General features: G+C 76.7%; 22 protein-coding genes. 4 read left to right on the top strand and 18 right to left on the bottom strand.

Going from position 1 to position 20,492, the window contains the following annotated elements:
• Positions 1–22: 22 nt before the first annotated feature.
• From ptsP to ACRYM0_RS08860, 7 genes are all read right to left on the bottom strand, one after another.
• Complete coding sequence (ptsP, locus tag ACRYM0_RS08890) at positions 23–1,732, bottom strand: phosphoenolpyruvate--protein phosphotransferase (RefSeq protein WP_432504170.1); 1,710 nt, start codon at positions 1,730–1,732, stop codon at positions 23–25.
• Positions 1,733–1,799: 67 nt separating this feature from the next.
• The gene (locus ACRYM0_RS08885) at positions 1,800–2,069 is read right to left on the bottom strand and encodes an HPr family phosphocarrier protein (RefSeq protein ID WP_432504167.1); all 270 of its coding nucleotides are present in this window, start codon (positions 2,067–2,069) and stop codon (positions 1,800–1,802) included.
• Between the two features lie 100 nt (positions 2,070–2,169).
• Positions 2,170–3,732: a PTS fructose transporter subunit IIC gene (locus tag ACRYM0_RS08880; RefSeq protein WP_432504165.1), complete on the bottom strand. Its 1,563-nt coding sequence runs from the start codon at positions 3,730–3,732 to the stop codon at positions 2,170–2,172.
• Positions 3,729–4,205 carry a PTS sugar transporter subunit IIA gene (locus tag ACRYM0_RS08875; protein ID WP_432504162.1) on the bottom strand — a complete coding sequence of 159 codons (477 nt, stop codon included), beginning with the start codon at positions 4,203–4,205 and terminating at the stop codon, positions 3,729–3,731. Before ACRYM0_RS08875 ends, ACRYM0_RS08880 begins: the two co-directional genes overlap by 4 nt.
• Positions 4,202–5,176 carry a 1-phosphofructokinase gene (pfkB, locus tag ACRYM0_RS08870; RefSeq protein ID WP_432504159.1) on the bottom strand — a complete coding sequence of 325 codons (975 nt, stop codon included), beginning with the start codon at positions 5,174–5,176 and terminating at the stop codon, positions 4,202–4,204. Before pfkB ends, ACRYM0_RS08875 begins: the two co-directional genes overlap by 4 nt.
• Positions 5,173–5,934 carry a DeoR/GlpR family DNA-binding transcription regulator gene (locus ACRYM0_RS08865; RefSeq protein ID WP_432504157.1) on the bottom strand — a complete coding sequence of 254 codons (762 nt, stop codon included), beginning with the start codon at positions 5,932–5,934 and terminating at the stop codon, positions 5,173–5,175. The genes pfkB and ACRYM0_RS08865 overlap by 4 nt, the downstream gene beginning before the upstream one ends.
• 236 nt (positions 5,935–6,170) lie before the next feature.
• Positions 6,171–8,282 (bottom strand): DNA gyrase/topoisomerase IV subunit B, encoded by a 2,112-nt coding sequence (locus tag ACRYM0_RS08860; protein ID WP_432504155.1) that lies wholly within the window; start codon positions 8,280–8,282, stop codon positions 6,171–6,173.
• A 229-nt stretch (positions 8,283–8,511) separates the two neighbouring features.
• On the opposite strand from ACRYM0_RS08860, the gene ACRYM0_RS08855 reads away from it, so the two are divergent.
• Together ACRYM0_RS08855 and ACRYM0_RS08850 are read left to right on the top strand one after the other, a co-directional pair.
• Positions 8,512–8,712, top strand: a complete 201-nt coding sequence (locus ACRYM0_RS08855) for a DUF7455 domain-containing protein (RefSeq protein WP_432504177.1) — start codon at positions 8,512–8,514, stop codon at positions 8,710–8,712.
• Between the two features lie 50 nt (positions 8,713–8,762).
• Entirely contained in the window at positions 8,763–9,260 is a 498-nt protein-coding gene (locus ACRYM0_RS08850; RefSeq protein ID WP_432504153.1) for a DUF456 domain-containing protein, read from the top strand.
• 134 nt (positions 9,261–9,394) lie between these two features.
• Here the strand turns inward: ACRYM0_RS08850 and ACRYM0_RS08845 are convergent, their stop codons facing one another.
• The 6 genes from ACRYM0_RS08845 to ACRYM0_RS08820 form a co-directional block, all read right to left on the bottom strand.
• Entirely contained in the window at positions 9,395–10,924 is a 1,530-nt protein-coding gene (locus ACRYM0_RS08845; RefSeq protein WP_432504151.1) for an RNA polymerase sigma factor, read from the bottom strand.
• Between the two features lie 237 nt (positions 10,925–11,161).
• A complete protein-coding gene (locus ACRYM0_RS08840) occupies positions 11,162–11,563 on the bottom strand; it encodes a universal stress protein (protein WP_432504150.1) in 402 nt (133 codons plus the stop codon).
• 173 nt (positions 11,564–11,736) lie between these two features.
• Entirely contained in the window at positions 11,737–12,936 is a 1,200-nt protein-coding gene (locus ACRYM0_RS08835; protein WP_432504148.1) for a DUF4192 family protein, read from the bottom strand.
• 68 nt (positions 12,937–13,004) lie between these two features.
• Positions 13,005–13,424, bottom strand: a complete 420-nt coding sequence (locus ACRYM0_RS08830; protein ID WP_432504145.1) for a DUF1232 domain-containing protein — start codon at positions 13,422–13,424, stop codon at positions 13,005–13,007.
• Positions 13,421–14,134 (bottom strand): EcsC family protein, encoded by a 714-nt coding sequence (locus tag ACRYM0_RS08825; RefSeq protein WP_432504142.1) that lies wholly within the window; start codon positions 14,132–14,134, stop codon positions 13,421–13,423. Before ACRYM0_RS08825 ends, ACRYM0_RS08830 begins: the two co-directional genes overlap by 4 nt.
• A 108-nt stretch (positions 14,135–14,242) precedes the next feature.
• A complete protein-coding gene (locus tag ACRYM0_RS08820; protein WP_432504140.1) occupies positions 14,243–14,470 on the bottom strand; it encodes a hypothetical protein in 228 nt (75 codons plus the stop codon).
• A 174-nt stretch (positions 14,471–14,644) separates the two neighbouring features.
• Here ACRYM0_RS08820 and ACRYM0_RS08815 point away from each other — a divergent pair, with 174 nt between their 5' ends.
• A complete protein-coding gene (locus ACRYM0_RS08815; protein WP_432504138.1) occupies positions 14,645–15,553 on the top strand; it encodes a spermidine synthase in 909 nt (302 codons plus the stop codon).
• A complete protein-coding gene (locus ACRYM0_RS08810) occupies positions 15,550–16,266 on the top strand; it encodes a DedA family protein (RefSeq protein WP_432504136.1) in 717 nt (238 codons plus the stop codon). Before ACRYM0_RS08815 ends, ACRYM0_RS08810 begins: the two co-directional genes overlap by 4 nt.
• Here the strand turns inward: ACRYM0_RS08810 and ACRYM0_RS08805 are convergent.
• The 5 genes from ACRYM0_RS08805 to ACRYM0_RS08785 form a co-directional block, all read right to left on the bottom strand.
• Positions 16,263–17,648 carry an MFS transporter gene (locus ACRYM0_RS08805; protein ID WP_432504133.1) on the bottom strand — a complete coding sequence of 462 codons (1,386 nt, stop codon included), beginning with the start codon at positions 17,646–17,648 and terminating at the stop codon, positions 16,263–16,265. The two genes, ACRYM0_RS08810 and ACRYM0_RS08805, sit on opposite strands and share 4 nt — an antisense overlap.
• Positions 17,645–18,298 (bottom strand): GntR family transcriptional regulator, encoded by a 654-nt coding sequence (locus ACRYM0_RS08800; RefSeq protein WP_432504130.1) that lies wholly within the window; start codon positions 18,296–18,298, stop codon positions 17,645–17,647. Before ACRYM0_RS08800 ends, ACRYM0_RS08805 begins: the two co-directional genes overlap by 4 nt.
• Positions 18,299–18,330: 32 nt before the next feature.
• A complete protein-coding gene (locus ACRYM0_RS08795; protein ID WP_432504129.1) occupies positions 18,331–19,011 on the bottom strand; it encodes a UdgX family uracil-DNA binding protein in 681 nt (226 codons plus the stop codon).
• Between the two features lie 74 nt (positions 19,012–19,085).
• Positions 19,086–19,232, bottom strand: coding sequence for a hypothetical protein (locus ACRYM0_RS08790; RefSeq protein WP_432504128.1), 147 nt, complete (start codon positions 19,230–19,232; stop codon positions 19,086–19,088).
• Positions 19,233–19,396: 164 nt separating this feature from the next.
• Positions 19,397–20,470, bottom strand: coding sequence for a PfkB family carbohydrate kinase (locus ACRYM0_RS08785; protein WP_432504126.1), 1,074 nt, complete (start codon positions 20,468–20,470; stop codon positions 19,397–19,399).
• Positions 20,471–20,492 lie beyond the last annotated feature (22 nt).

The raw sequence follows: 20,492 nt of genomic DNA, 5'->3' as shown, positions 1-20,492 counted from the left end.
GTGCGGCGCCGAGGGGCGTGGGTCACAACGCGCGCACCTCGGCGTCGGCCAGCGCCTGCACGGCCGCGCGCGCGGCTTCGGGCGAGTCGGCCGCCAGCGCCGCGCGCGCCATCTCCCGGCAGGTCGCGGAGCTGGTGCGGGCCAGCGCGAAGCGGACGGCGGGCACGGCGGCCGGGGCCATCGACAGGCTGGTCACGCCCAGGCCGACGAGCACCAGCGCCAGCAGCGGGTCGCGGGCGGCCTCCCCGCACACGCCCACGGGCCTGCCCGCCGCGGCGCCGGCCTCACCGGTCATCCCCACGAGCTGCAGCACGGCCGGCTGCCACGGGTCGAGCAGCTCGGCCAGCTCCCCGGCGAGGCGGTCGGCGGCCATGGCGTACTGGGTGAGGTCGTTGGTGCCGATGCTGACGAAGTCGAGCCCGGCGGCCAGCAGCGCCGGGGCGCGCAGGGCGGCGGCGGGGACCTCCACCATGGCGCCCACGGTGCGCAGGCCGGCGGTGCGGGCCTGCGCGGCGAAGTCCGCGGCCTCGGCGGGGGTGGCGACCATGGGGGCCATCACCCACGGGTCGGTGCCGGTGCGCTCGGCGGCGGCGGCCAGGGCCCGCAGCTGGGTGGTGAGCAGCCCCGGGTGGCGCCGGGCGGTGCGCAGGCCCCGCACGCCCAGGGCGGGGTTCTCCTCCGGTTCCACCTCGACGAACGCCAGCGGCTTGTCGGCGCCGGCGTCCAGGGTGCGCACCACGACCTTGCGGCCGGCGAACGCGGCCAGCACGCGGGCGTAGGCGTCGGTCTGCTCCGCCTCGGTGGGTTCGGAGGTGCGCTCCAGGAAGAGGACCTCGGTGCGGAACAGGCCGACGCCCTCCACGGCCGAGGCGCCCGCGCCGGCGGCGGCGCGCTCGGCGTCCTCGACGGCGCCGACGTTGGCGAGCAGCTGCACGGCCACCCCGTCGGCGGTGCGGCCGGGGCCGCCGGGCGCCTGCGCCAGCGCGGCCCGGGCGGCGCGGCGCGCCTGGACGGCGTCGACGAGCTCGGCGGAGGGCGCCGGGGTGACGGTGCCCTCCCGGGCGTCCAGCACGACCCGCTCCCCCGCCGGCAGGGCCAGGGCGCCTGCGACGCGCACCACGCAGGGCACGTCGAGCTGGGCGGCGATGATCGCGGTGTGGCTGGTCGGCCCGCCCAGCTCGGTGACGATCCCGACGACCTTCGCCAGGTCCAGGGTGGCGGTGTCGGCGGGAGCGAGGTCGGCCGCCACGACCACGGAGGGACCGCGCAGCTCGGGCACGCCCGGTTGCGGCAGCCCCAGGACGTGGGCGACGACGCGGTCGCGCACGTCGCGCAGGTCGGTGACCCGCTCGGCCAGGTACGGGCCGGAGGCGGCCAGGACCTCGCAGAAGCCCTCCACGGCGGCGTCGACCGCGCTCGCGGGCCCGGTGCCGGCGGCGATGCGCCGCTCCACGTCGCCCAGCAGGCCGGGGTCCTCGGCCATCAGCGCGGTGGCCTGCAGGACGTCGGCGGTGGTGCCGCCGGCCGCGGCGGCCCGCTCGCGCAGCGTGGTGGCCACGGCGGCGAACGCCTCGCGCACCGCGGCGGTGGCGGCGGCCGGGTCGGTCGCGGCCGGTTCGTCGGCCGGCGGGCGGGCGGCGGGGGCGACGAGCACGACGGCGCCGACGGCGGCGGAGGTGCCGACGCCCACGCCGGTCAGCGCGGCGGGCGTCGCGGGTTCGGTGAGCGTCACGGCGGGTCCTCGGTCCTGTCGTCGGTCGGGTCTGGTGGGGGAGGGGGTGGGAGGCCGGCGGGACGGCTCAGGCGGCGTCGTGGTCGGTCTCGACCAGGACCGCGAGCTGCTCCAGCGCCTGCTCGGCGCCCTCGCCGTCGGCGGCCAGGGTGACGCTCTGGCCGTGCTGGGCGCCCAGCCCCATGACCATGAGGATGCTGCGGGCGTCGACGGGCGCACCGCCCTCCACGGCGATGGTGACGGGCAGGCCGGTGGCGACGGCGGCCTGGACGAACAGGGACGCGGGGCGGGCGTGCAGGCCGACGCGGGAGCCGACGACGGCGGTGCGGGTGGGCACGGGGTTCTCCTCGGAGGTTCCAGGGGTGTGGCGACGGGGGTTCGCGCGGGTGGGGCCGCGGTCGCCCGGGGGCCCCGTGCGGGGCCCCCGGGTGCGCGTCTCAGGCCGAGACGGGCTGGCCGCTGGTGGCGCCGGCCTGCGCGCCGGCGGGGGCGTCGGTGCCCGCGCGGTGCGTGCTCTTGAGCGCGACGACCGCCAGGCCGGTGACGACGGTGCCGACGACGATCGCCAGCAGGTACAGCAGCGGCTGGCTGACCAGGCCCAGGACCACCACACCGCCGTGCGGGGCGCGCAGCGCGTTGTCGAACGCCATGACCAGGCCGCCGGTGACGCCGGAGCCGAGGATGCACGCGGGGATGATGCGCAGCGGGGCGGCCGCGGCGAACGGGATGGCGCCCTCGGAGATGAAGAACGCCCCCAGCAGGACCGCGGCCTTGCCGTTCTGCTGCTCGGCCTCGGTGAACAGGCGCTTGCGCAGGAACGTCGCCAGCGCGATGCCCAGCGGCGGGGTCATGCCGGCGGCCATGACCGCGGCCATGACCTTCAGCTCCACGGGGCTGCCGGAGGCCGCGGCGGCGGTGGCCAGACCGGTGGTGGCGAAGGTGTAGGCGACCTTGTTCACCGGGCCGCCCAGGTCCACGGCCATCATGGCGCCCAGGATCACGCCGAGCAGGACGACGCCGGAACCGGACAGCGAGTTCAGGCCGGTGGTGAGGGAGTCCATCAGCCACTTCAGCGGCCGGCCGAGCACCACGAGCATGACGAACCCGGTGACGATCGTGGCCACCAGCGGGATGACGACGACGGGCATGATGCCGCGCACGGCGTTGGGCACCTTCAACCGGGCCAGGCCCAGGGCGACGAAGCCTCCCAGGAAACCCGCGGCCAGGCCGCCGAGGAAACCGGCGCCCACGGTCACCGCGAGCGCGCCGCCGACGAAACCGGGGGCGATGCCCGGGCGGTCGGCGATGCCGAAGGCGATGAAGCCGGCGAGCACGGGCACCAGGAAGCCGAAGGCGGCCTGCCCCACGACGAGCAGCAGGCCTGCCCACTGCTCGCGGTCGGCGACGTCGAAGCCGTCGGCGAACAACCCGGTGAAGTAGGCGTTCGCGCTCACCCCGTCGCGGTCCAGGGCGATCTCGTACCCGCCGAGCATGAAGGCCAGTGCGATGAGGATGCCGCCGGCCGCGACGAACGGGATCATGTAGCTGACGCCCGTCATGAGCCACTGCCGCACGCGGGTGCCCACGCCGGCTCCGGAGGTCACCTTCGTGGCGGGCGCGGCCGGTGCCGCGGGCGCACCGGGGACGTCCTGGCCCGGCTGGACGGCCGGTCCGGCGGCGGTGCGCGCGGGAGCCGCCTCGACGGCGGCGACGGCGGCGGCCACCACGCCGGGGGCGTCCGCGACGGCCTTCTTCACGCCGACGTCGACGAACGGCTTGCCCGCGAAGCGGTCCTTGTCGCGGACCTCGAGGTCCGCGGCGTAGATGACGCCGTCGGCGGCGGCGATGACGGCGGGGTCGAAGGGCGCGGAGCCCGCGGCGCCCTGGGTCTCGACGCTCACCTCGTGCCCGGCGGCCTTGCCGGCCTGCTCCAGGGCCTCGGCGGCCATGTACGTGTGCGCGATGCCCGTGGGGCAGGACGTGATCGCGACGAACTTCATCGTCCGTAGACCTCTTCCATGACGGTGCGGGCGACCGACGCGGCGTCGGGCGCCTCGAGCAGGGACTGGCGGAAGGAGACGTGCACCAGCTTGCGGGCCAGCGCGGCGAGGATGGTCATGTGGTCGGCCTCGCCGGTGGTGGGCGCGGCGATGAGGAAGACGAGGTTGGCCGGGCCGTCCGGGGCCCCGAAGTCGACGCGCTCGCCGGAGACCACGCGGCCCACGGCGAGGCTCGGCACCGTCACGGCCGCGGAACGGGCGTGCGGCAGGCCGATGCCCCCGGGGATGCCGGTGGCCATCTGCTCCTCGCGGGCCGCGACGTCGGCGAGGAACTGCTCCAGGTCGGTGACGCGCCCGGCGGACTGCAGCTTCTGCGCGAGCTGGCGCGTGGCGTCGACGCGGTCGCCGGCGCGCAGGTCGGCGATGACGAGGTCGCCGGTGATGAGGTCCGGGGTGTTCGCGGTGTCGCTCATGGCTGCAGGTCCTTCACGGGGGTCTCGGGGTCGGGGTTCTCGACGACGCGGACGCCGGTGGCGCCTTCGCGCGTCTGCTCGGGGCCGGGGACGGTGCTGCCCGGCAGGAGGACGGCCGCGCGGCCCCACGCGACCGCGGTGGCCAGCCGTCGCGGGGCCGGGCCCTGCTCGTGCAGGTAGCCGGCCAGGGTGCAGTCGCCCGCGCCGACGGTGCTGCGCGGCACCAGGGGCGGGCCACCGGCCCACCAGGTGCCCTCGGTGGTGACCAGCAGGGCGCCGGCCTCGCCGAGGCTGACGAGGACGTCGCCGCACCCGCGCGTGCGCAGGTCCGCGGCGGCGGCGCGGACGTCGCCCACCGTCGTCAGCTCGCGGGCGACCAGCTCGGCCAGCTCCTCCAGGTTCGGCTTGACCACGTCCGGGCCGGCCTGCACGGCGGCCGCCAGGGCGGGACCGGAGGTGTCCACGGCCGTGCGCGCCCCGGCGGCGCGGCCCAGCCGCACCAGGCGGGCGTGCAGGTCGCCGGGCGCTCCCGGCGGCAGGCTGCCGCTGGAGGCCAGCCAGCGCGGACCGACGGTGAGGCGGGCGCGCACGGTGCGCTCGAGCGCCTCGACCTCCTCCGCGCCGAGCACGGGGCCGGGCTCGTTGAGCTTCGTGGTGGTGCCGTCGGCCTCGACGACGGTGGTGTTGGTGCGCACGGTCCCGGCGACGGCCACGGGGACCACCTCCACGCCCTGCGGGGCCAGCAGCCCCACCAGGCGGTCGCCGTCCAGACCGCCGCACGGCAGCACCGCCGCGGCGCGGGCGCCGTGCAGGGCCAGCGCGCGGGCGACGTTGACGCCCTTGCCGCCGGCCTCCTCGCTCGCGCCGCGGGCGCGGTGCACCTCGCCGCGGGTGAGGACGTCCAGCTCGAGGGTGCGGTCGATGCTGGGGTTAGGCGTGACGGTCAGGACCGCCGGGTGCGCGGCGCTCACGCCCGCACCACCCGCGGCCCGGCGGCCTCGACGTCGGCGACGACGTCGGGGTCCGCCCCGGTGTCCGTGATCACTGTGTCGACCCCTTCCAGGTCAGCGACGTGGGCGAAGTCGTCGCGGCCGAGCTTGGAGCGGTCGGCCAGGACGACGGTGCGGCGGGCGGCGCGCATCAGGGCCCGCTTGACGCCGGCCTCGGCGAGGTCGGGCGTGGTGAGCCCCCGCTCGACGCTGAGGCCGTTGGTGCCGAGGAAGCAGACGTCGGCGAAGACCTCCGCCAACGCCCGCTCGGCCCAGGCGCCCACGGCGGCCAGGGTGCGCCCGCGCACCTGGCCCCCGACCAGGTGCAGGGTGACGTTGCCGCGGGTCGCGAGCGCCTGGGCGATCTGCAGGCCGTGGGTGACGACCACGAGCTCGCGGTCGGTGGGCAGCAGCTCGGCGAAGCGGGCCGTGGTGGTGCCGGCGTCGACCAGGACGGTGCCGCCCTCGGGCAGCTCGGCCAGGGCGGCCCTGGCGATGCGTTCCTTCTCGGCGCTGAAGACCTCCTGGCGCTCCCCCACGGCCGGCTCGGTGCCCAGCCGCTCCACGGGGATGGCGCCGCCGTGCACGCGCCGCAGCACGCCGTGGCGCTCGAGCGCCGTCAGGTCGCGGCGGATGGTCTCGGGGGTGACGTCCAGGACCTCGGCGAGCGCGGTGACCTCGACGCGGCCCGCCGCGCGGGCCCGTTCGAGGATCGCCTGGTGGCGCTCCGGTGCGTACATCGCCGACTCCGTCGTCCGTGCCGACCCGCTGAGCGGGCTCCTCCGGACCTCGAACCGGTCCGGTGTGCTCGATGATGAGCCGGAAGCAAGCCTGTTGTCAAACAATCGGGCACGAACGGGCAAACAACCGGACACGAAGCCACAGCGGGTGGCCGTGCTCCCACGCGGAGCGCACGACGCCCCCGCGCCGGGGGCGCGGGGGCGTCGTGGAGGGTGGCGGCAGGACCCACCGGTGCTCAGGCGTCGATGCGCTCGCGGTCCAGCCGCTCGGCCCCGGCGATGATGAAGTCCTTGCGGGGAGCGACGTCGTTGCCCATGAGCAGCTCGAAGACCCGCTCGGCCGCCTCGCCGTCGGCGATGGTGACCCGCCGCAGCGTGCGGTGCTGCGGCTCCATCGTCGTCTCGGCCAGCTGGTCCTCGTCCATCTCCCCCAGGCCCTTGTAGCGCTGCGGCTCCTTGTAGGTGCGCCCGCGCCGCTGCAGGTCCGCGGTGACGCGGCGCAGCTCGGCGTCGGAGTAGGTGTACAGGACCTCCTTCTTCGCCCGGCCCGTGCCGTTGACCTCCAGGCGGTGCAGCGGCGGCACCGCCGCGAAGACCCGCCCGGCGTCCACCAGCGGGCGCATGTACCGGAAGAACAGCGTCAGCAGCAGGGTGCGGATGTGGGCGCCGTCCACGTCGGCGTCGGTCATCAGCACGATCTTGCCGTAGCGCACCGCCGAGAGGTCGAAGCTGCGCCCCGAGCCCGCGCCCACGACCTGGATGATCGAGGCGCACTCGGCGTTCTTGAGCATGTCCGCCACCGACGCCTTCTGGACGTTGAGGATCTTGCCGCGCAGCGGCAGCAGCGCCTGGTACTCGGAGTTGCGCGCCCCCATCGCCGTGCCCAGCGCCGAGTCGCCCTCGACGAGGAACAGCTCGGTGCGCGAGACGTCGTCGGAGCGGCAGTCCTTCAGCTTCGCCGGCAGCGAGGAGGACTCCAGGGCGTTCTTGCGCCGCTGGGTCTCCTTGTGCAGCCGGGCGGAGATGCGGCTCTTCATCTCCGAGACGACCTTGTCCAGCACGAGGGTCGCCTGCTGCTTGTCCTCCCGCTTGGGGGAGACGAGCACCTCGCCGAGCTCCCGCTCGACGACCCGGCGCACGATCTGGCGCACGGCGGCGGTGCCCAGCACCTCCTTGGTCTGCCCCTCGAACTGCGGCTCGGCCAGCCGGACGGTGACGACGGCCGTGAGCCCGGCGAGGATGTCGTCCTTCTCGAGCTTCTCGTCCTTGCCCACCTTCAGGCGGCGGGCCTGGGCGTCGACCTGCTTCTTCACCGCGGCGAACAGGCCCTGCTCGAAGCCCGACAGGTGCGTGCCGCCCTTGGGGGTGGCGATGATGTTCACGAACGAGCGGACGGTGGCGTCGTAGCCGGTGCCCCAGCGCAGCGCGACGTCCACGACGCACTGGCGCTGCACGTCCTGGGGCGTCATGTGGCCGCTGTCGTCGAGCACCGGGACGGTCTCGGTGAAGACGTCCTCGCCCTGCAGGCGCCACACCGAGGTGACCGGGGCGTCGGGGGTGAGGAAGTCGACGTACTCGCCGATGCCGCCGTCGTGCTGGAAGACCTCCTCGGTGGGCTGCTCGCCGCGCTCGTCGCGCACGACGATGCGCAGGCCCGGCACGAGGAAGGAGGTCTGGCGGGCGCGCGCGGCGAGGTCCTCGTAGGAGAACGCCGCGGTCTTCAGGAAGATCTGCGTGTCGGCCCAGTAGCGCACGCGCGTGCCGGTGGCGCCGCGCTTGGCCCGCCCCACGACCTCCAGGCCGGTGGTGGGCGTGAACGGCGCGTCCGGGCCCTCGCCGGCGTAGCGGCCCGGCGTGCCCCGCCGGAAGCTCGTGGCGTACGTCTTGCCGCCGCGGTCCACCTCCACGTCCAGGCGCGCCGACAGGGCGTTGACCACGCTGGCACCCACCCCGTGCAGGCCGCCGGAGGCCGAGTAGGAGCCGCCGCCGAACTTGCCGCCGGCGTGCAGGTGGGTGAAGACGACCTCCACGCCCGACAGCCCCGTGCGCCGCTCGACGTCGACGGGGATGCCGCGCCCGTCGTCGCGGACCTCCACCGAGCCGTCCGCGTGCAGCACCACGTCGATGCGGCTGCAGTGCCCGCCGAGCGCCTCGTCGACGGAGTTGTCGATGATCTCCCACAGGCAGTGCATGAGGCCGCGGGAGTCGGTGGAGCCGATGTACATGCCCGGGCGCTTGCGCACCGCCTCCAGGCCCTCCAGGACCAGCAGGTGGGCAGCGGTGTAGCCCTCCTCCCCCTGGCCGTCCTTCGGCGCGCGGGAGCGGGGGGCGGAACTGGGGGGAGTCACCCCGGCAGGGTAGACGGCGCCCCCGACGCGCCGCGGTGCCGCGCGCGGCGCGCGGCGCGGCGCCACCGGCGCCTCCGCCGAGAGCGAACGCACTGCTCCACCGGCGTGGGAACGCGCGCGCACCGGCGGGGGTTGGGACAGAGTGGGCGCGGGAGCACCCGCTACCGCCGCCCGCAGGACCGGAAGGAGTCGTGGAGTGACCACCACAACAGCCCTTGCCAGCGACCCGATGACGGCCGCCGACCGCTGCGACCGTTGCGGTGCACAGGCCTACGTCCGTGCCGTGCTGCCCTCCGGGGGCGAGCTGCTCTTCTGCGCCCACCACGGGCGCGAGCACCGCGACGCCCTCCGCGAGGTCGCGCGGGACATCCAGGACGAGTCCCGCAAGCTGGCCTCCACCCCGTCGATCGCCCCGGTCGACGAGCGCTGAGGCGGCGCTGACCAGGACCACGCAGGACCGACGAGCCCGGCGCCACCCCCGTGGGTGACGCCGGGCTCGTCGTCGTGGCCCTCGCCGTCGCGGTGGGCCTCGTCGGCGTCGTCGTGCCCGTCCTGCCGGGCACCGTGCTCATCGGCCTCGCCGTGCTGGTGTGGGCCGTCGTGCAGGGCGGGGCCGCCTGGGCCTTCTTCGCCGGCGCCGCGGCGCTGCTCGTCGCCGGGCAGGTCGCCATGTACCTCGTGCCCGGCCGGCGCCTCAGCCGCGCCGGGATCCCCCGCTCCACCCTGCTGCTCGGCGGCGCGCTCGGCGTCGTCGGGTTCTTCGTCGTGCCCGTCCTGGGCCTGCCGCTGGGCTTCGTGCTCGGGGTCTTCCTCGCCGAGCTCGCCCGATCCTCCCGCGCCCGGCTCGGGGCCCGCAGCGCGTGGTCCTCGACCGTGCAGGCGCTGAAGGGCGTGGGGCTCAGCGTCGCCATCGAGGGCCTGGCCGGAACCCTGGCCGCCGTGGTGTGGGTCGTCGGGGCGCTCGTCCTGCGGGTCTGAGCCCTCAGCCCCGTCGCACGCGCGCCGCACCCCACGTGCAGCGGCGTGCGGGCGGGCGCTGTCGCGTGCCCCGGACGCACCTCGGCCCCCGGTCCGCGTGAAGCGGTCCGGGGGCCGAGGTGCGTGTGCGGAGCTCAGTCCAGGTAGTCGCGCAGCACCTGCGAACGCGACGGGTGGCGCAGCTTGGACATCGTCTTGGACTCGATCTGCCGGATCCGCTCGCGCGTGACGCCGTAGACCTTGCCGATCTCGTCCAGCGTCTTCGGCTGACCGTCGGTCAGGCCGAAGCGCATCGAGACCACGCCCGCCTCGCGCTCGGAGAGGGTGTCCAGCACCGAGTGCAGCTGCTCCTGCAGCAGCGTGAAGCTGACCGCGTCGGCCGGCACGACCGCCTCGGAGTCCTCGATGAGGTCACCGAACTCGCTGTCGCCGTCCTCGCCCAGGGGGGTGTGCAGCGAGATGGGCTCGCGGCCGTACTTCTGGACCTCGACGACCTTCTCCGGGGTCATGTCGAGCTCCTTGGCGAGCTCTTCCGGAGTGGGCTCGCGGCCCAGGTCCTGCAGCATCTGCCGCTGCACGCGGGCGAGCTTGTTGATGACCTCGACCATGTGCACCGGGATGCGGATGGTGCGGGCCTGGTCCGCCATCGCGCGGGTGATGGCCTGGCGGATCCACCACGTCGCGTAGGTCGAGAACTTGTAGCCCTTGGTGTAGTCGAACTTCTCCACCGCGCGGATCAGGCCCAGGTTGCCCTCCTGGATCAGGTCCAGGAAGAGCATGCCGCGGCCGGTGTAGCGCTTGGCCAGGGAGACGACCAGGCGCAGGTTCGCCTCCAGCAGGTGGTTCTTGGCGCGGCGGCCGTCCTCGGCGATCCACCACAGCTCGCGCTTGGAGATCGGGTCCATGCTCTCGCCGGAGTGCAGCTTCTCCTCGGCGAACAGGCCGGCCTCGATGCGCTTGGCGAGCTCGACCTCCTGCTCGGCGTTGAGGAGGGCGACCTTGCCGATCTGCTTGAGGTAGTCCTTGACCGGGTCGGCGGTGGCGCCGGCGGTGGCGACCTGCTGGGCGGGGGCGTCGTCGTCGTCGTCGGTCAGCACGAAGCCGCCGGCGGTCTTCTTGGCCCCGGGAGCCTCCTCGGAGGCCTCCTCGACGACGGCGTCGTCGTCGACGACGAGGTCCTCCACCTTGACGTCCTCCACCGGCTCCTCGCCGGCGGCACCGTCACCGGGAGCGGTCTCGGGAGCCGCGGTCTTGGCCGCGGACTTCGCCGCCGTCTTGGCGGTGCTCCTGGTGGCGGTCTTGGCGGCGGGCTTGGCCTTGGCCGCCGGGGCCGCAGCGGCCTCGCCGTCGACCGGGGCGGCGGCGCGCTTGGCCGCCGGCCGGGCCGGCTTGGTGGCCGTGGCGGTGGAGGTGGAGCGGCGGGTCGAGGAAGCGGCGACGGCGCGCTTGGGCGCGGCCTCGGGGACGCGCACGGTGATGCCGGCGTCGTCGAGGGCGCGCAGCACCACCTTCATGCGCTGCACGGGCAGCTGGGCGTCCTCGCACGCGGTGCGCACGGCGTGGGCGTCGACGAACCCGTGGGTGGTGCCGTGCTGCAGGAGCTCCTGGAAGGGAGCGGAAGCGAACTCGGGCGGGAGCGGCCGGGATGTCGATACCGACGACACGGACTGCCTTTCGTCGTGGGCGGAACGGGACTGCGCGGGCAGCAGCCGACAAGGTCAACACCGGCGGGCACCGTTGCATGCCCACTGAGGACGACAAACGCCGATTGTGGCACGACGGGAGCCGTCCCGGCGTACCCCGCCACCTGTGCGCGCCCCGCGAGGCCCCCGCACGGCCCCTCCGGAACCGCTGTCGCGGCCCGTCCAGCCGGGTGCCCGGCGCCGTCGCGCACCGGGCGGTCAGTCCTCCGGCTTGACCGCCAGGACGGGGCAGGGGGCGTCCAGCAGGATGCGCTGGGCGCTCGCTCCGAGGATGAGCTTGCCCACGGGGGTGCGGCGGCGCAGACCGATGACGATGAGGGCCGCCCCGGAGCTCTCCGCGGCTTCGATGAGGTCCTCGGCGGGGTCCTCGCTGTCGGGGACCTCGCGCAGCTCGTCCTCCAGCCCCGCCTCGTCCAGGCGGGCGCGCACGGCCTCGTGCACGGCCTGCAGCTGCTCGGCCTCCTGCGGATCGGCCTCCCTGCCGGGCCGGCGGCTGTGGACGACCACCAGCGGCAGCCCCAGCCGGGCGGCGGCGGCTCCGGCCTGCTCCAGCGCGGCGCGCCCCTCCGGGTTGGCCACGTACCCGACGACGATCCCCATGCGCACACCCTCCTGGACCCTGCTGCGACGCGCGGTCCCGCCCGAGCGCGGACCGCACCTGCCGACGGCCCCGTCCCGCCTGTGCGCGGTCCGGGTGCAGCCGCGGTGACGGTACTAGACACCTCTCGCCGCGACGCGCGCCAGCCCCGTGCGCACCGCACCGCGGCGGCCGGTCACCGCGCAGCGCCCCCGCGCGGCGGCAGGCCCACCCGCAGCGCCGCGGCGACGAGCCCGGCGAGGCGGTGGCCGGGGTCGGCGTCCAGCGCCGCCTCGGCACAGGCACCGGCGCGCACCCCGTCCCCGACGGACCAGTACGCCCAGCCGGCCAGCGCCCACGCACCGGCTCCGGGGGCTCCGGGGGCGTGGCGGGCCAGGTCCACCGCGAGCGCGGCCGCGGCCACCGACCGGGAGCGCTCGCACTCGGCGTCCAGGGCGCGGTGCACGAGGGCGGCGGTGCCCCCGCCGGCGGGGTCCCCACCGGCGGGCGTGCGGACGAGGGCGGCCACGGCGGGGGCGCGCAGGTGCGCGGGCGCGCCGGTGAGCAGGGCCGCGTCCCGCACGGGCACGTCCTGCAGGGCGGCCAGCAGGCGACCGGCGACGGCGGGGTCGGGCAGGGCGGGGGCGGCGGGCGGCAGGTACCGCTGCACCTCGCGCTCGAACTCGGCCAGGGCCAGCGAGCGGCGCTGCGGCGTCCACGCCGACCGCACGGCGCTGCGGCGCGCTGCGCCGGCGGTGCGCAGGCGCGCGTGCGGCAGCGGGGTCCGCTCGGGCAGCAGCGCGTCGCGGTCGGCGAGGGCGGACAGGCCCCGCCCGACGGCCTCCGCCGCCACCCGCTCGGCGCCCGGGGTCCGCAGCGGCAGCCCCTCGGGCGGGCAGCAGCGCACGTCGGGGCAGCTCAGGGAGCGCCAGCGGCCGCCCGCGACGAGGACCGCCTCACCGGCGCTGCAGCCCGCCGCGCGCAGCCCGCTGAGGGCGGCCGCCACCGCGGCGGCACCGGCCGCCCCGGCGCGCAGCACCGCGGGCGCCGGTCCCGGTGCCGCTCCCGCCGGTCCCGTCTCGTCGTAGCAGGCCACCACGACCGGGTGGGTGGACCGCCCGGCACCCGACCGGGCGCGCAGCAGCCGGTCGACGGCCTCGGCGGCCGCGGTCCCGGCGAGCCGCTCGAGCACCTGCGGTTCGGCCGGGCCGGGCAGGTCGACGCGCACCACGGCGCCGAGCCGGGCACGGTCGCCCGTCCCGTCCCCGGCCGGACGCAGCTCCAGCAGGACGAGGCTGTGCCGGGGGTGGAAGCCCAGCCGGTACGGCAGCACGGCGAGCAGTTCCCCGGGACCGGACAGGACGAGCGGGGGCTGGGGCGCGGCATCGGTGGTCACGGGCCCACCGTGCCCGCCGGCCGGGCCGGCGAGGGGGTGCGGTCCACAGGTGCGCCCGCCGCGGCGCCTCAGGGGGCGGCGTGCCTCCCGCGGCGCTCCCGGCGGGTGCCACCGGGGCCGGCGTCCACGGCCCCGGCGTCCCAGCGCGCGCGCCAGGCGGCGTAGTCCTCGGTGGCCGTCAGCAGGGCGCCGGCCACCCACGCGGCGACCACGGCGTCGTCGAGGACGCCCACCAGCGGCAGCACTGCCTCGGGGACCAGGTCGGCCGGCGACAGCAGGTACGCCAGGCCGGCGGCCGCACCGGCCAGGCGGGGACGGCCCGGCCCGCGGTAGCGCCCGCCGATCGAGTCGGACACCATCGCCGGCAGCGAGCGCGCCCGGGCGCCCGGGCCCGGCGTCCCCGGCCGGGTGCCCGAACGGGCCGTGCGCCACAGCACGGCCAGGGCCGAGCGGCGCCGGTCCACCGGCAGCACCGGTCGGGCGCTCACGGTTCGGCCGGGCCCTCCACGGCCGCGGCGGCGGACACCGGCGGCAGCGCGTGCTCGGCGTGCTTGGCGATGCGGCGCAGCATGAGGGCGTCGGCACCGGCGCCGACCGCTCCACCGAGCACCGGCACCACGCGGCTGCCGACGCGGACCAGTCCCCCGGTGCCGATGCGCGCCAGCAGGCGGAACCCGACGCCCTTGTTGACGAGCATGAGGACCGCCGGGGGCCAGCGGCGGGTGGCCAGCGAGGCCAGGCGCCCGCCGATGTTCAGGCTGGGCAGGCCCGCCGACTTCAGCACGTCGGTGGCGTCGGCTCCCACGAGGGTCAGCAGCACGGCGCTGCGCACCTCGGGCCGGGAGGTGTCGTAGCCGCGCAACTCCGCCACGGCCGCGACCGCGCGGGTGGCCAGCACGTAGAAGCCGGCGACGTTGGCGGGCAGGGCCACCGGCAGCGTCAGCAGGCCCCCCACCCCCGTGGCGAAGCCGCTGGCGGCCACGAGCCTGGTGTGCCGGCGCACCACGGCGTGCACCGCGGACTCGGTGCTGGGGTGCGCGGCGCGCGCGTCGCGCGCCACCTCGGCGGCTCCCGCGAAGGGCCCCCTGCCGTCGATCCCGACGGCGAGGAGCCGTTGCACCAGGGCGGCGGCGCGCGAGTCGTCGGCGCCCTGAACGGCCTGCTGGGCGGGGTCCTGCGCTGCGTCTCGGCGTGCCACTGCTCTCGTCCTCCTCCGGCCGGCCGGGCGTGGCCGGGCGCAGGAGACGCTAACGGCCGCGGCCGCGCGACGCTCGCCGGGCGGGCGGCCGCGGGGCCGCCGGGGGCGTCAGCGGGCGGGGTCCTGCTCGCTGAGGTAGGCGGCGACCTCGGCCACGCCCTCCTCGACGTAGCGGCGGCGGGTCCACGCGCGCGGCGCGCGGGTGCCCGCGGCGACCGGCGGGCGGTCGGCCAGGGGCATGAGGGAGGGGTCCAGGGGACGGCGGCGGGCGCGGCGGTCCAGGACGAACGGCACGAGGAAGAGGACGAGCAGGGCGGTCTGCACGAACGTGAACATGAGGACTACCTCGGCACGGGCGCGCGCGGACTTCAGCCCCGCCGCGAACCTCGCGCCGCCGCCTCCGCGCCACCCCTCGCGCCACCCCTCGCGCCGCTGCGGGACGCCCCCGCGCCACGCCCCGGCGCGGGCGGCGGGACGGCGGGCGCGCACGGGTGCTGGTTGGATCGGCGGGTGCCCCGTTCCCCCCGCCCCCGCCCGGTGCGCCCGGTGCGCGGCGCCGGCCGGCCCCCCGAACCGGTCGAGGGCGAGGCGCTCATCAGCACCGGCACCGTGCGGCTGGAGCGCGACCGCGACGACCCCGACGGCTGGCTCGTGCTGGTCAACGGGGTGCCCAGCTCCTACGTGGACCTCGCCGACCCCGCGCACCTGGTGTTCGAGTACCAGCAGTGGACGGCGGCCGTCCTGGACGCCGTGCACCCGCCGGGACCGCTGCGCGTGGTGCACCTGGGCGGGGCCGGGTGCGCCTTCCCCCGGTACGTGGCGGCCACGCGCCCCGGCTCGCGCCAGCTGGTGCTGGAGGTGGACGAGCGGCTGGTGGACCTGGTCCGCCGCAGCTTCGGCGCCACCGGTTCGGCGGGCTTCAAGTTGAAGGTGGCCGACGCGCGCGAGGGCGTCGCGGCGCTGCCGGACGCCACCCAGGACGCGCTGGTGCGCGACGCCTTCGTCCACGACCGGGTGCCCGCCCACCTGGTCACCGTGGAGTTCCTGCGCGACGTGGCCCGCGTGCTGGCGCCGGGCGGGGTGTGGGTGGCCAACCTGGCCGACCGCCCGCCGATGCCGCACGCCCGGGCGGAGGTGGCCACGGCCGCGGAGGTCTTCGCCCACGTGGCCGTCCTCGCCGAGCCGGGGGTCTTCCGCGGGCGCCGCTACGGCAACGCGCTGCTCGTCGCCTCGCAGGAGCCGCTGCCCGAGCAGGCGCTGGTGCGGGCGCTGGCCGGGGGCGCGGCCCCGGCCCGGCTGGTGGCGGGAGCCGACGCGCGGCACTTCGCCGCGGGGGCGAGCGTTGTCACCGACGCCGCCGTGGCGGGCCCCGCGCCCGCCGCCACCTCGACCGATCCCCCGGAGGACGCACCCGCATGAGCCTTCCGCTGCAGAGCGCGAGCGGCGGTCAGGCCGACGTCGGCGGCCTGACCGGCTTCGTGCTCGACACGGTCGCCACCCTGGGGGCTCCGGGCGTGGGAGTGCTGAGCTTCCTGGAGGTCGTCTTCCCCCCGATCCCCAGCGAGGTGGTGCTGCCGCTGGCGGGCTACCAGGTGCAGCAGGGCCGGGTCAGCCTGCTCTGGGTGGCCGTGCTGTCGGTGCTGGGGGCGTTCCTCGGCTCGCTGCTGCTGTACTGGGTGGGACGGGCGGTCGGGCTGCGGCGCGCGGCGGCGGTCGCCGACCGGGTCCCACTCATGGACGCCGACGACGTGCACCGCTCGTCGGACTGGTTCCGTCGGCACGAGGGCGCCTCGGTGTTCACCGGCCGCTTCGTGCCCGGCGTGCGCAGCCTGATCTCCCTGCCGGCGGGCGCCGCGCACATGCGGCTGTGGAAGTTCTCGCTGCTGACCGTGCTGGGCTCGGGGCTGTGGAACGGCCTGCTCATCGGCCTGGGCATGGCCCTGGGCACCCAGTACCGGCTGGTGGAGGAGTACGGGCAGTACCTCGACTACGTCTTCTACGCGGTCATCGCCGGGGTCCTGGCGTGGGCGGTGCTGCGCCGGGTGCGCCGGCGACGCACCGGCCCGGCGACCGCGACGGGCGGCGAGCCGCAGCAGCGGGACCGGCCCGACGCGCACCGGGACCGCCGCTAGGTCAGCGCGTCGTCCCGGCCGGGACGCGCGCCGCCGCCGCGGGCGCGCCGGGCGGCCGCGTCCCGGCGCACCGCCTCGCGCATCCGGGGCACCACGACGCCCTCGCGGGCCAGCAGCTCGCGGGTGCGGCGGCGGCTGACCACGATGCCCACCACGCCGAGCGCCCAGAGCGGGAACTGCACGGCGAAGGCCAGCTTGAAGGCGCCCAGGGAGTACGCGCCGGGGCTGCCGGCCCCCTGCAGGTCGAGCACCACGCCGACGGCGAGCACGACCACGACGGTGGAGGCGAAGCCCATGACGTTGGTCATCCCCGTGGCCCCGCCGAGGCGGTGGGCGGGGTTGGACGTGCGGGCGTAGTCGAAGCCGATCATCGACCCGGGGACGCCGGTGCCCAGGACGACCACGAGCAGCACGAGCAGCGCCAGGGGCGAGCGGCCGGGCCAGGCCAGCACGGCCGCCCACGCGACGGCCTGGCCGGCGACGACCGTCAGCACGATCCAGGAGCGGCGCAGCGGGTGGCGGGCCACGAGGGTGCCCATGAGCGGACCCGTGCCGGCGGCGACGACGGTGTAGAGGGTGAGCAGGGCACCGGCGGCCCCGGTCGACAGGCCCTGCCCGGAGACGAGGAACGGGTAGCCCCACAGCACGGCGAAGGCGTTGCCGGCGAAGGGGGTGGCCCAGTGGGTCCACAACCCCAGGCGGGTGCCGGGGTGGCGCAGCGCGTCGCGCAGGTCCCCGGCGACCTGGCGGGCGCCGCGCCGGCTGCGGGGGTCCGGCGCACCGGGCGGCACGTCGCGCAGCACGAGGACCGACAGCACCGCGGCCAGGACGCTGAAGGCGGCGAGACCGGCGTAGGCGGGCGTCCAGCCGGCCCCGTGCAGCAGCGCGACCAGCGGCAGGACGCTGAAGACCTGGCCGAGCTGGCCGAACAGGCCGACGAGCTGGGTCATCACGGGCACCCGGTGCGGTGGGAACCAGTTGGTGACGATGCGGATCACGGAGGTGAAGGTGGCGGCGTCGCCCGCTCCGACCAGGACGCGGGCGAGCACGGCCTGCCACGTCTCGGTGCTCAGGGCCAGCAGGAGCTGGCCGGCGCCCATGGTGGCGCCTCCCAGGACGACGAGGCGGCGCGGGCCCCACCGGTCGATGAGGACGCCGACGGGCACCTGCAGCAGGGCGTAGACGAGGAACTGCAGCACGGCGAAGCTGGACAGGGTGCCGGCGCCGATGGCGTAGCGCTCCTGGGCCTCCAGGCCGGCGGCGGCCAGGGAGGTGCGGTTGGCGACGGTGACGACGTAGGCGGCGGCGCCGACGGCGAAGACCAGCCACGCCCCGCGCACGGCGCTCGCGGCGCCGTCGGCGGGTCGGGTCGGGGCGCTCACCGGGCACTCCGCAGCCGCTGCCCGGCGCCGCGCACGTGCTCGCGCACGAGGTCCAGCCAGCGTCCGCGGTCCTCGCCGGCCAGCGCCTCCAGCAGCGCGGCGTGCTGGTCCAGGGTGGTGCCCATGCGCTCGCGGGAGCCGCGCACGATGGCCACGCCCATGCGCATCTGGCGGTCGCGCAGGGTGTCGTAGAGGCCGGCGAGGATCTCGTTGCCGGCGGCGCGCACCACGGTGGCGTGGAAGGCGCGGTCGGCGGCGGTGAAGGCCCAGGCGTCGCCGGCCTCGCGGGCGGCGCGCATGTCGTCCAGGTGCCCGGCCAGCGGGCCGGTCAGCTCGGCGCGCAGGTCCCAGGCGCGCGCGGCGGTGTGGACCTCCACGAGCTCGCGGGCCTCCAGGACGTCCTCGACCTCGGCCGGCGAGACGGGCACGACCAGGGCGCCGCGCTTGGGGATGAGGTGCACCAGGCCCTCGGCCTGCAGTCGCAGCAGCCCCTCGCGCACGGGGGTGCGCGAGACGCCGACGCGCTCGGCGACCTCGCCCTCGGTGAGCAGGTGCCCACCCGGCAGGGACCGGTCGAGGATGGCGGCCTTGACGTCGGCGTAGACGCGGTCGGCGGCGGGCGGCGCGGTGCGCACCTCGGCTGTGTCCATGATGTATCTATCCTCGCACGGCGAGGACCGGGTCAGCCCAGCGCCCCCGCCGCCACCCGCAGGTCCGCCACGAGCGCGGCGTGCGCGGCCTCGCGCTCGGCCTCCGGCACGCGCAGCACCGCCGAGGGGTGGATCGTGCCCAGGAACGTCTTCTCCCCGCGCGAGGTGACCCGCCGGATCAGCTGCCCGCGGTGCTTGGTGACGCGGAACCCCGGCGGCAGCAGCGCCTTCGCCGCCGTGGCCCCCAGGCACACCACGACGTCGGGGTCGACCTGCGCCAGCTCGGCGGCCAGCCAGGGCCGGCAGGCGGCGACGTGCGCGACGTCGGGGCTCGCGTGGATGCGCCGACCGCCCGGCGCCCGCTGGGTGAACCGGAAGTGCTTGACCGCGTTGGTGACGTACGTCGTGGCCAGGTCGATGCCCGCCTCGGCCACGGCCCGCTGCAGCAGCCGACCCGCCGGGCCGACGAAGGGGACCCCGCGCCGGTCCTCCTGGTCGCCGGGCTGCTCGCCCACCAGCGCCAGGCGCCCGTCGACGGCCCCGGCGGAGAACACCACCTGCGTCGCCGGCTCCCACAGCTCGCAGCCGCGGCACGCGGCGGCCGCTGCGCGCAGCTGCTGCACGCTCGCGCCCGCAGGGACCCACCGCGCCGCGCCGGGGCGCTCGGGTCGGCGCGCGGAGCCGTCGGGGGTGCGGGTCGCGGGATCGCTCACCCCCCGATCATGTCCGCGCCGCCGGGCGGGCGCCCACCGCGGGGTGCCCCGCCGCAGCGGGGCACCCCGGACGGTCAGCGGCCCTTGCGCGAGCCGGTGACGCTGTCGGCGACGGCGGCGGCCGCGCCGCGCTCGGCGGACTTGGCCTTCTTGTCCACCCGCTTCTCCTTCAGCGACTTGCCGGCCTTCTTGACGGACCCGTTGCGCGGGGACTTGTCCACGGTGTGCTCCTCGCCGCCCGGTCGACCGGGCGTGCTCGCGCCTTCTCGGCGCGCGGTCCGCGTGGTGCCGGCCCGGGGCCCTGGAGTCCCCCGTCGTGGTGCTGCGGGCCGGCGACGGGACCCCTCGGGCCCCGTGCGGTCCTGCGACGGTACGCCCCGCGGCGTCAGCCGGTGGCCGACGGGGCGCTGGGCCCGACGGGCAGGTCGTTGCGCACCGCGAGCGTCGCCCCGGCCCGGCGCACCGCGCGGCCGTGCTCGGCCGGCAGCACGTCGCGCAGGAACCCGTAGCGGCGCACCAGCTCCGCCGTGGCGGAGGTGCGCGGGCCCAGCCGCACGTGGGACCACCAGTCGGCGATGTCGCCCCACCCCGGCGCCGACAGCGAACCGCCGAACTGCTGCACGCTCAGCCCCGCGCACAGGTTCGCGAAGGCCACCCGGTCCGCCAGCGGCCAGCCGGCCAGGGTGCCGGTGAGGAAACCCGCGCCGAACACGTCACCGGCGCCGGTGGCGTCCAGCGCCTCCAGCCGCAGCCCCGGCACCTGCGCGCTCTCCCCCGTCGTCTGGTCCACCGCCACCGCGCCGTCCGCACCGCGCGTGACGACGGCCACCGGCACCCGCTCCGCGAGCGCGGCGACCGCGGCCCCGGCGTCGTCGGTGCGGGTGTACCGCATCGCCTCGACGTGGTTGGGCAGGAACGCGTAGCAGTGCTCCAGGCCGGCCAGCACGTCCGGGCTCCACTGCGTGGAGGAGTCCCAGCCCACGTCGGCGAAGACCAGGGCGCCCTGGCTCTCCGCCCGCAGCACCCACGGCTGCGGGTCGGCCTCCAGGTGCACCAGGCAGGAGCGCGCCGGGGGCACCTCCACCGGGTCGGGGACGGGCGGGGGGTGCTCGTGGGTGACCATCGCCCGGTCGCCGCCGTAGGCGAGGGAGACGGTCACCGGGGAGTGCCAGTCCTCGACGCGGTGGGAGGTGGACAGGTCCACCCCCTCCTGCTGCCCGAGGGTCTCCCAGCAGAACCGCCCGTAGGCGTCGGTGCTGAACGCCGCCGCCAGCGAGGTGCGCAGGCCGAGGCGCGCCGCGGCCACCGCCATGTTCGCGATGCCGCCCGGGCACGAGCCCATGCCGGAGGTCCACACCTCCGTGCCCAGGCGCGGCTCGGCCTCCAGGCCGGTGAAGACGATGTCCAGGAAGACCGTGCCGCGCACGTGGACGTCGAAGGGCTGCGGGCTCTCGGGCACGCCCCGATGCTGGGTGATCCCA

Source organism: Kineococcus arenarius subsp. arenarius (assembly GCF_050871845.1).
Taxonomy (GTDB): Bacteria; Actinomycetota; Actinomycetes; order Actinomycetales; family Kineococcaceae; genus Kineococcus.
This window is presented reverse-complemented; position numbering and strand designations above follow the sequence as displayed.

What these genes read in the sequence shown, in the direction of transcription:
- ACRYM0_RS08880 (WP_432504165.1), bottom strand. Translation starts at nt 3,732, where the DNA reads ATGAAGTTCGTCGCGATCACGTCCTGCCCCACGGGCATCGCGCACACG.
- ACRYM0_RS08875 (WP_432504162.1), bottom strand. Translation starts at nt 4,205, where the DNA reads ATGAGCGACACCGCGAACACCCCGGACCTCATCACCGGCGACCTCGTC.
- ACRYM0_RS08865 (WP_432504157.1), bottom strand. Translation starts at nt 5,934, where the DNA reads ATGTACGCACCGGAGCGCCACCAGGCGATCCTCGAACGGGCCCGCGCG.
- ACRYM0_RS08855 (WP_432504177.1), top strand. Translation starts at nt 8,512, where the DNA reads ATGACGGCCGCCGACCGCTGCGACCGTTGCGGTGCACAGGCCTACGTC.
- ACRYM0_RS08840 (WP_432504150.1), bottom strand. Translation starts at nt 11,563, where the DNA reads ATGGGGATCGTCGTCGGGTACGTGGCCAACCCGGAGGGGCGCGCCGCG.
- ACRYM0_RS08820 (WP_432504140.1), bottom strand. Translation starts at nt 14,470, where the DNA reads ATGTTCACGTTCGTGCAGACCGCCCTGCTCGTCCTCTTCCTCGTGCCG.
- ACRYM0_RS08810 (WP_432504136.1), top strand. Translation starts at nt 15,550, where the DNA reads ATGAGCCTTCCGCTGCAGAGCGCGAGCGGCGGTCAGGCCGACGTCGGC.
- ACRYM0_RS08800 (WP_432504130.1), bottom strand. Translation starts at nt 18,298, where the DNA reads ATGGACACAGCCGAGGTGCGCACCGCGCCGCCCGCCGCCGACCGCGTC.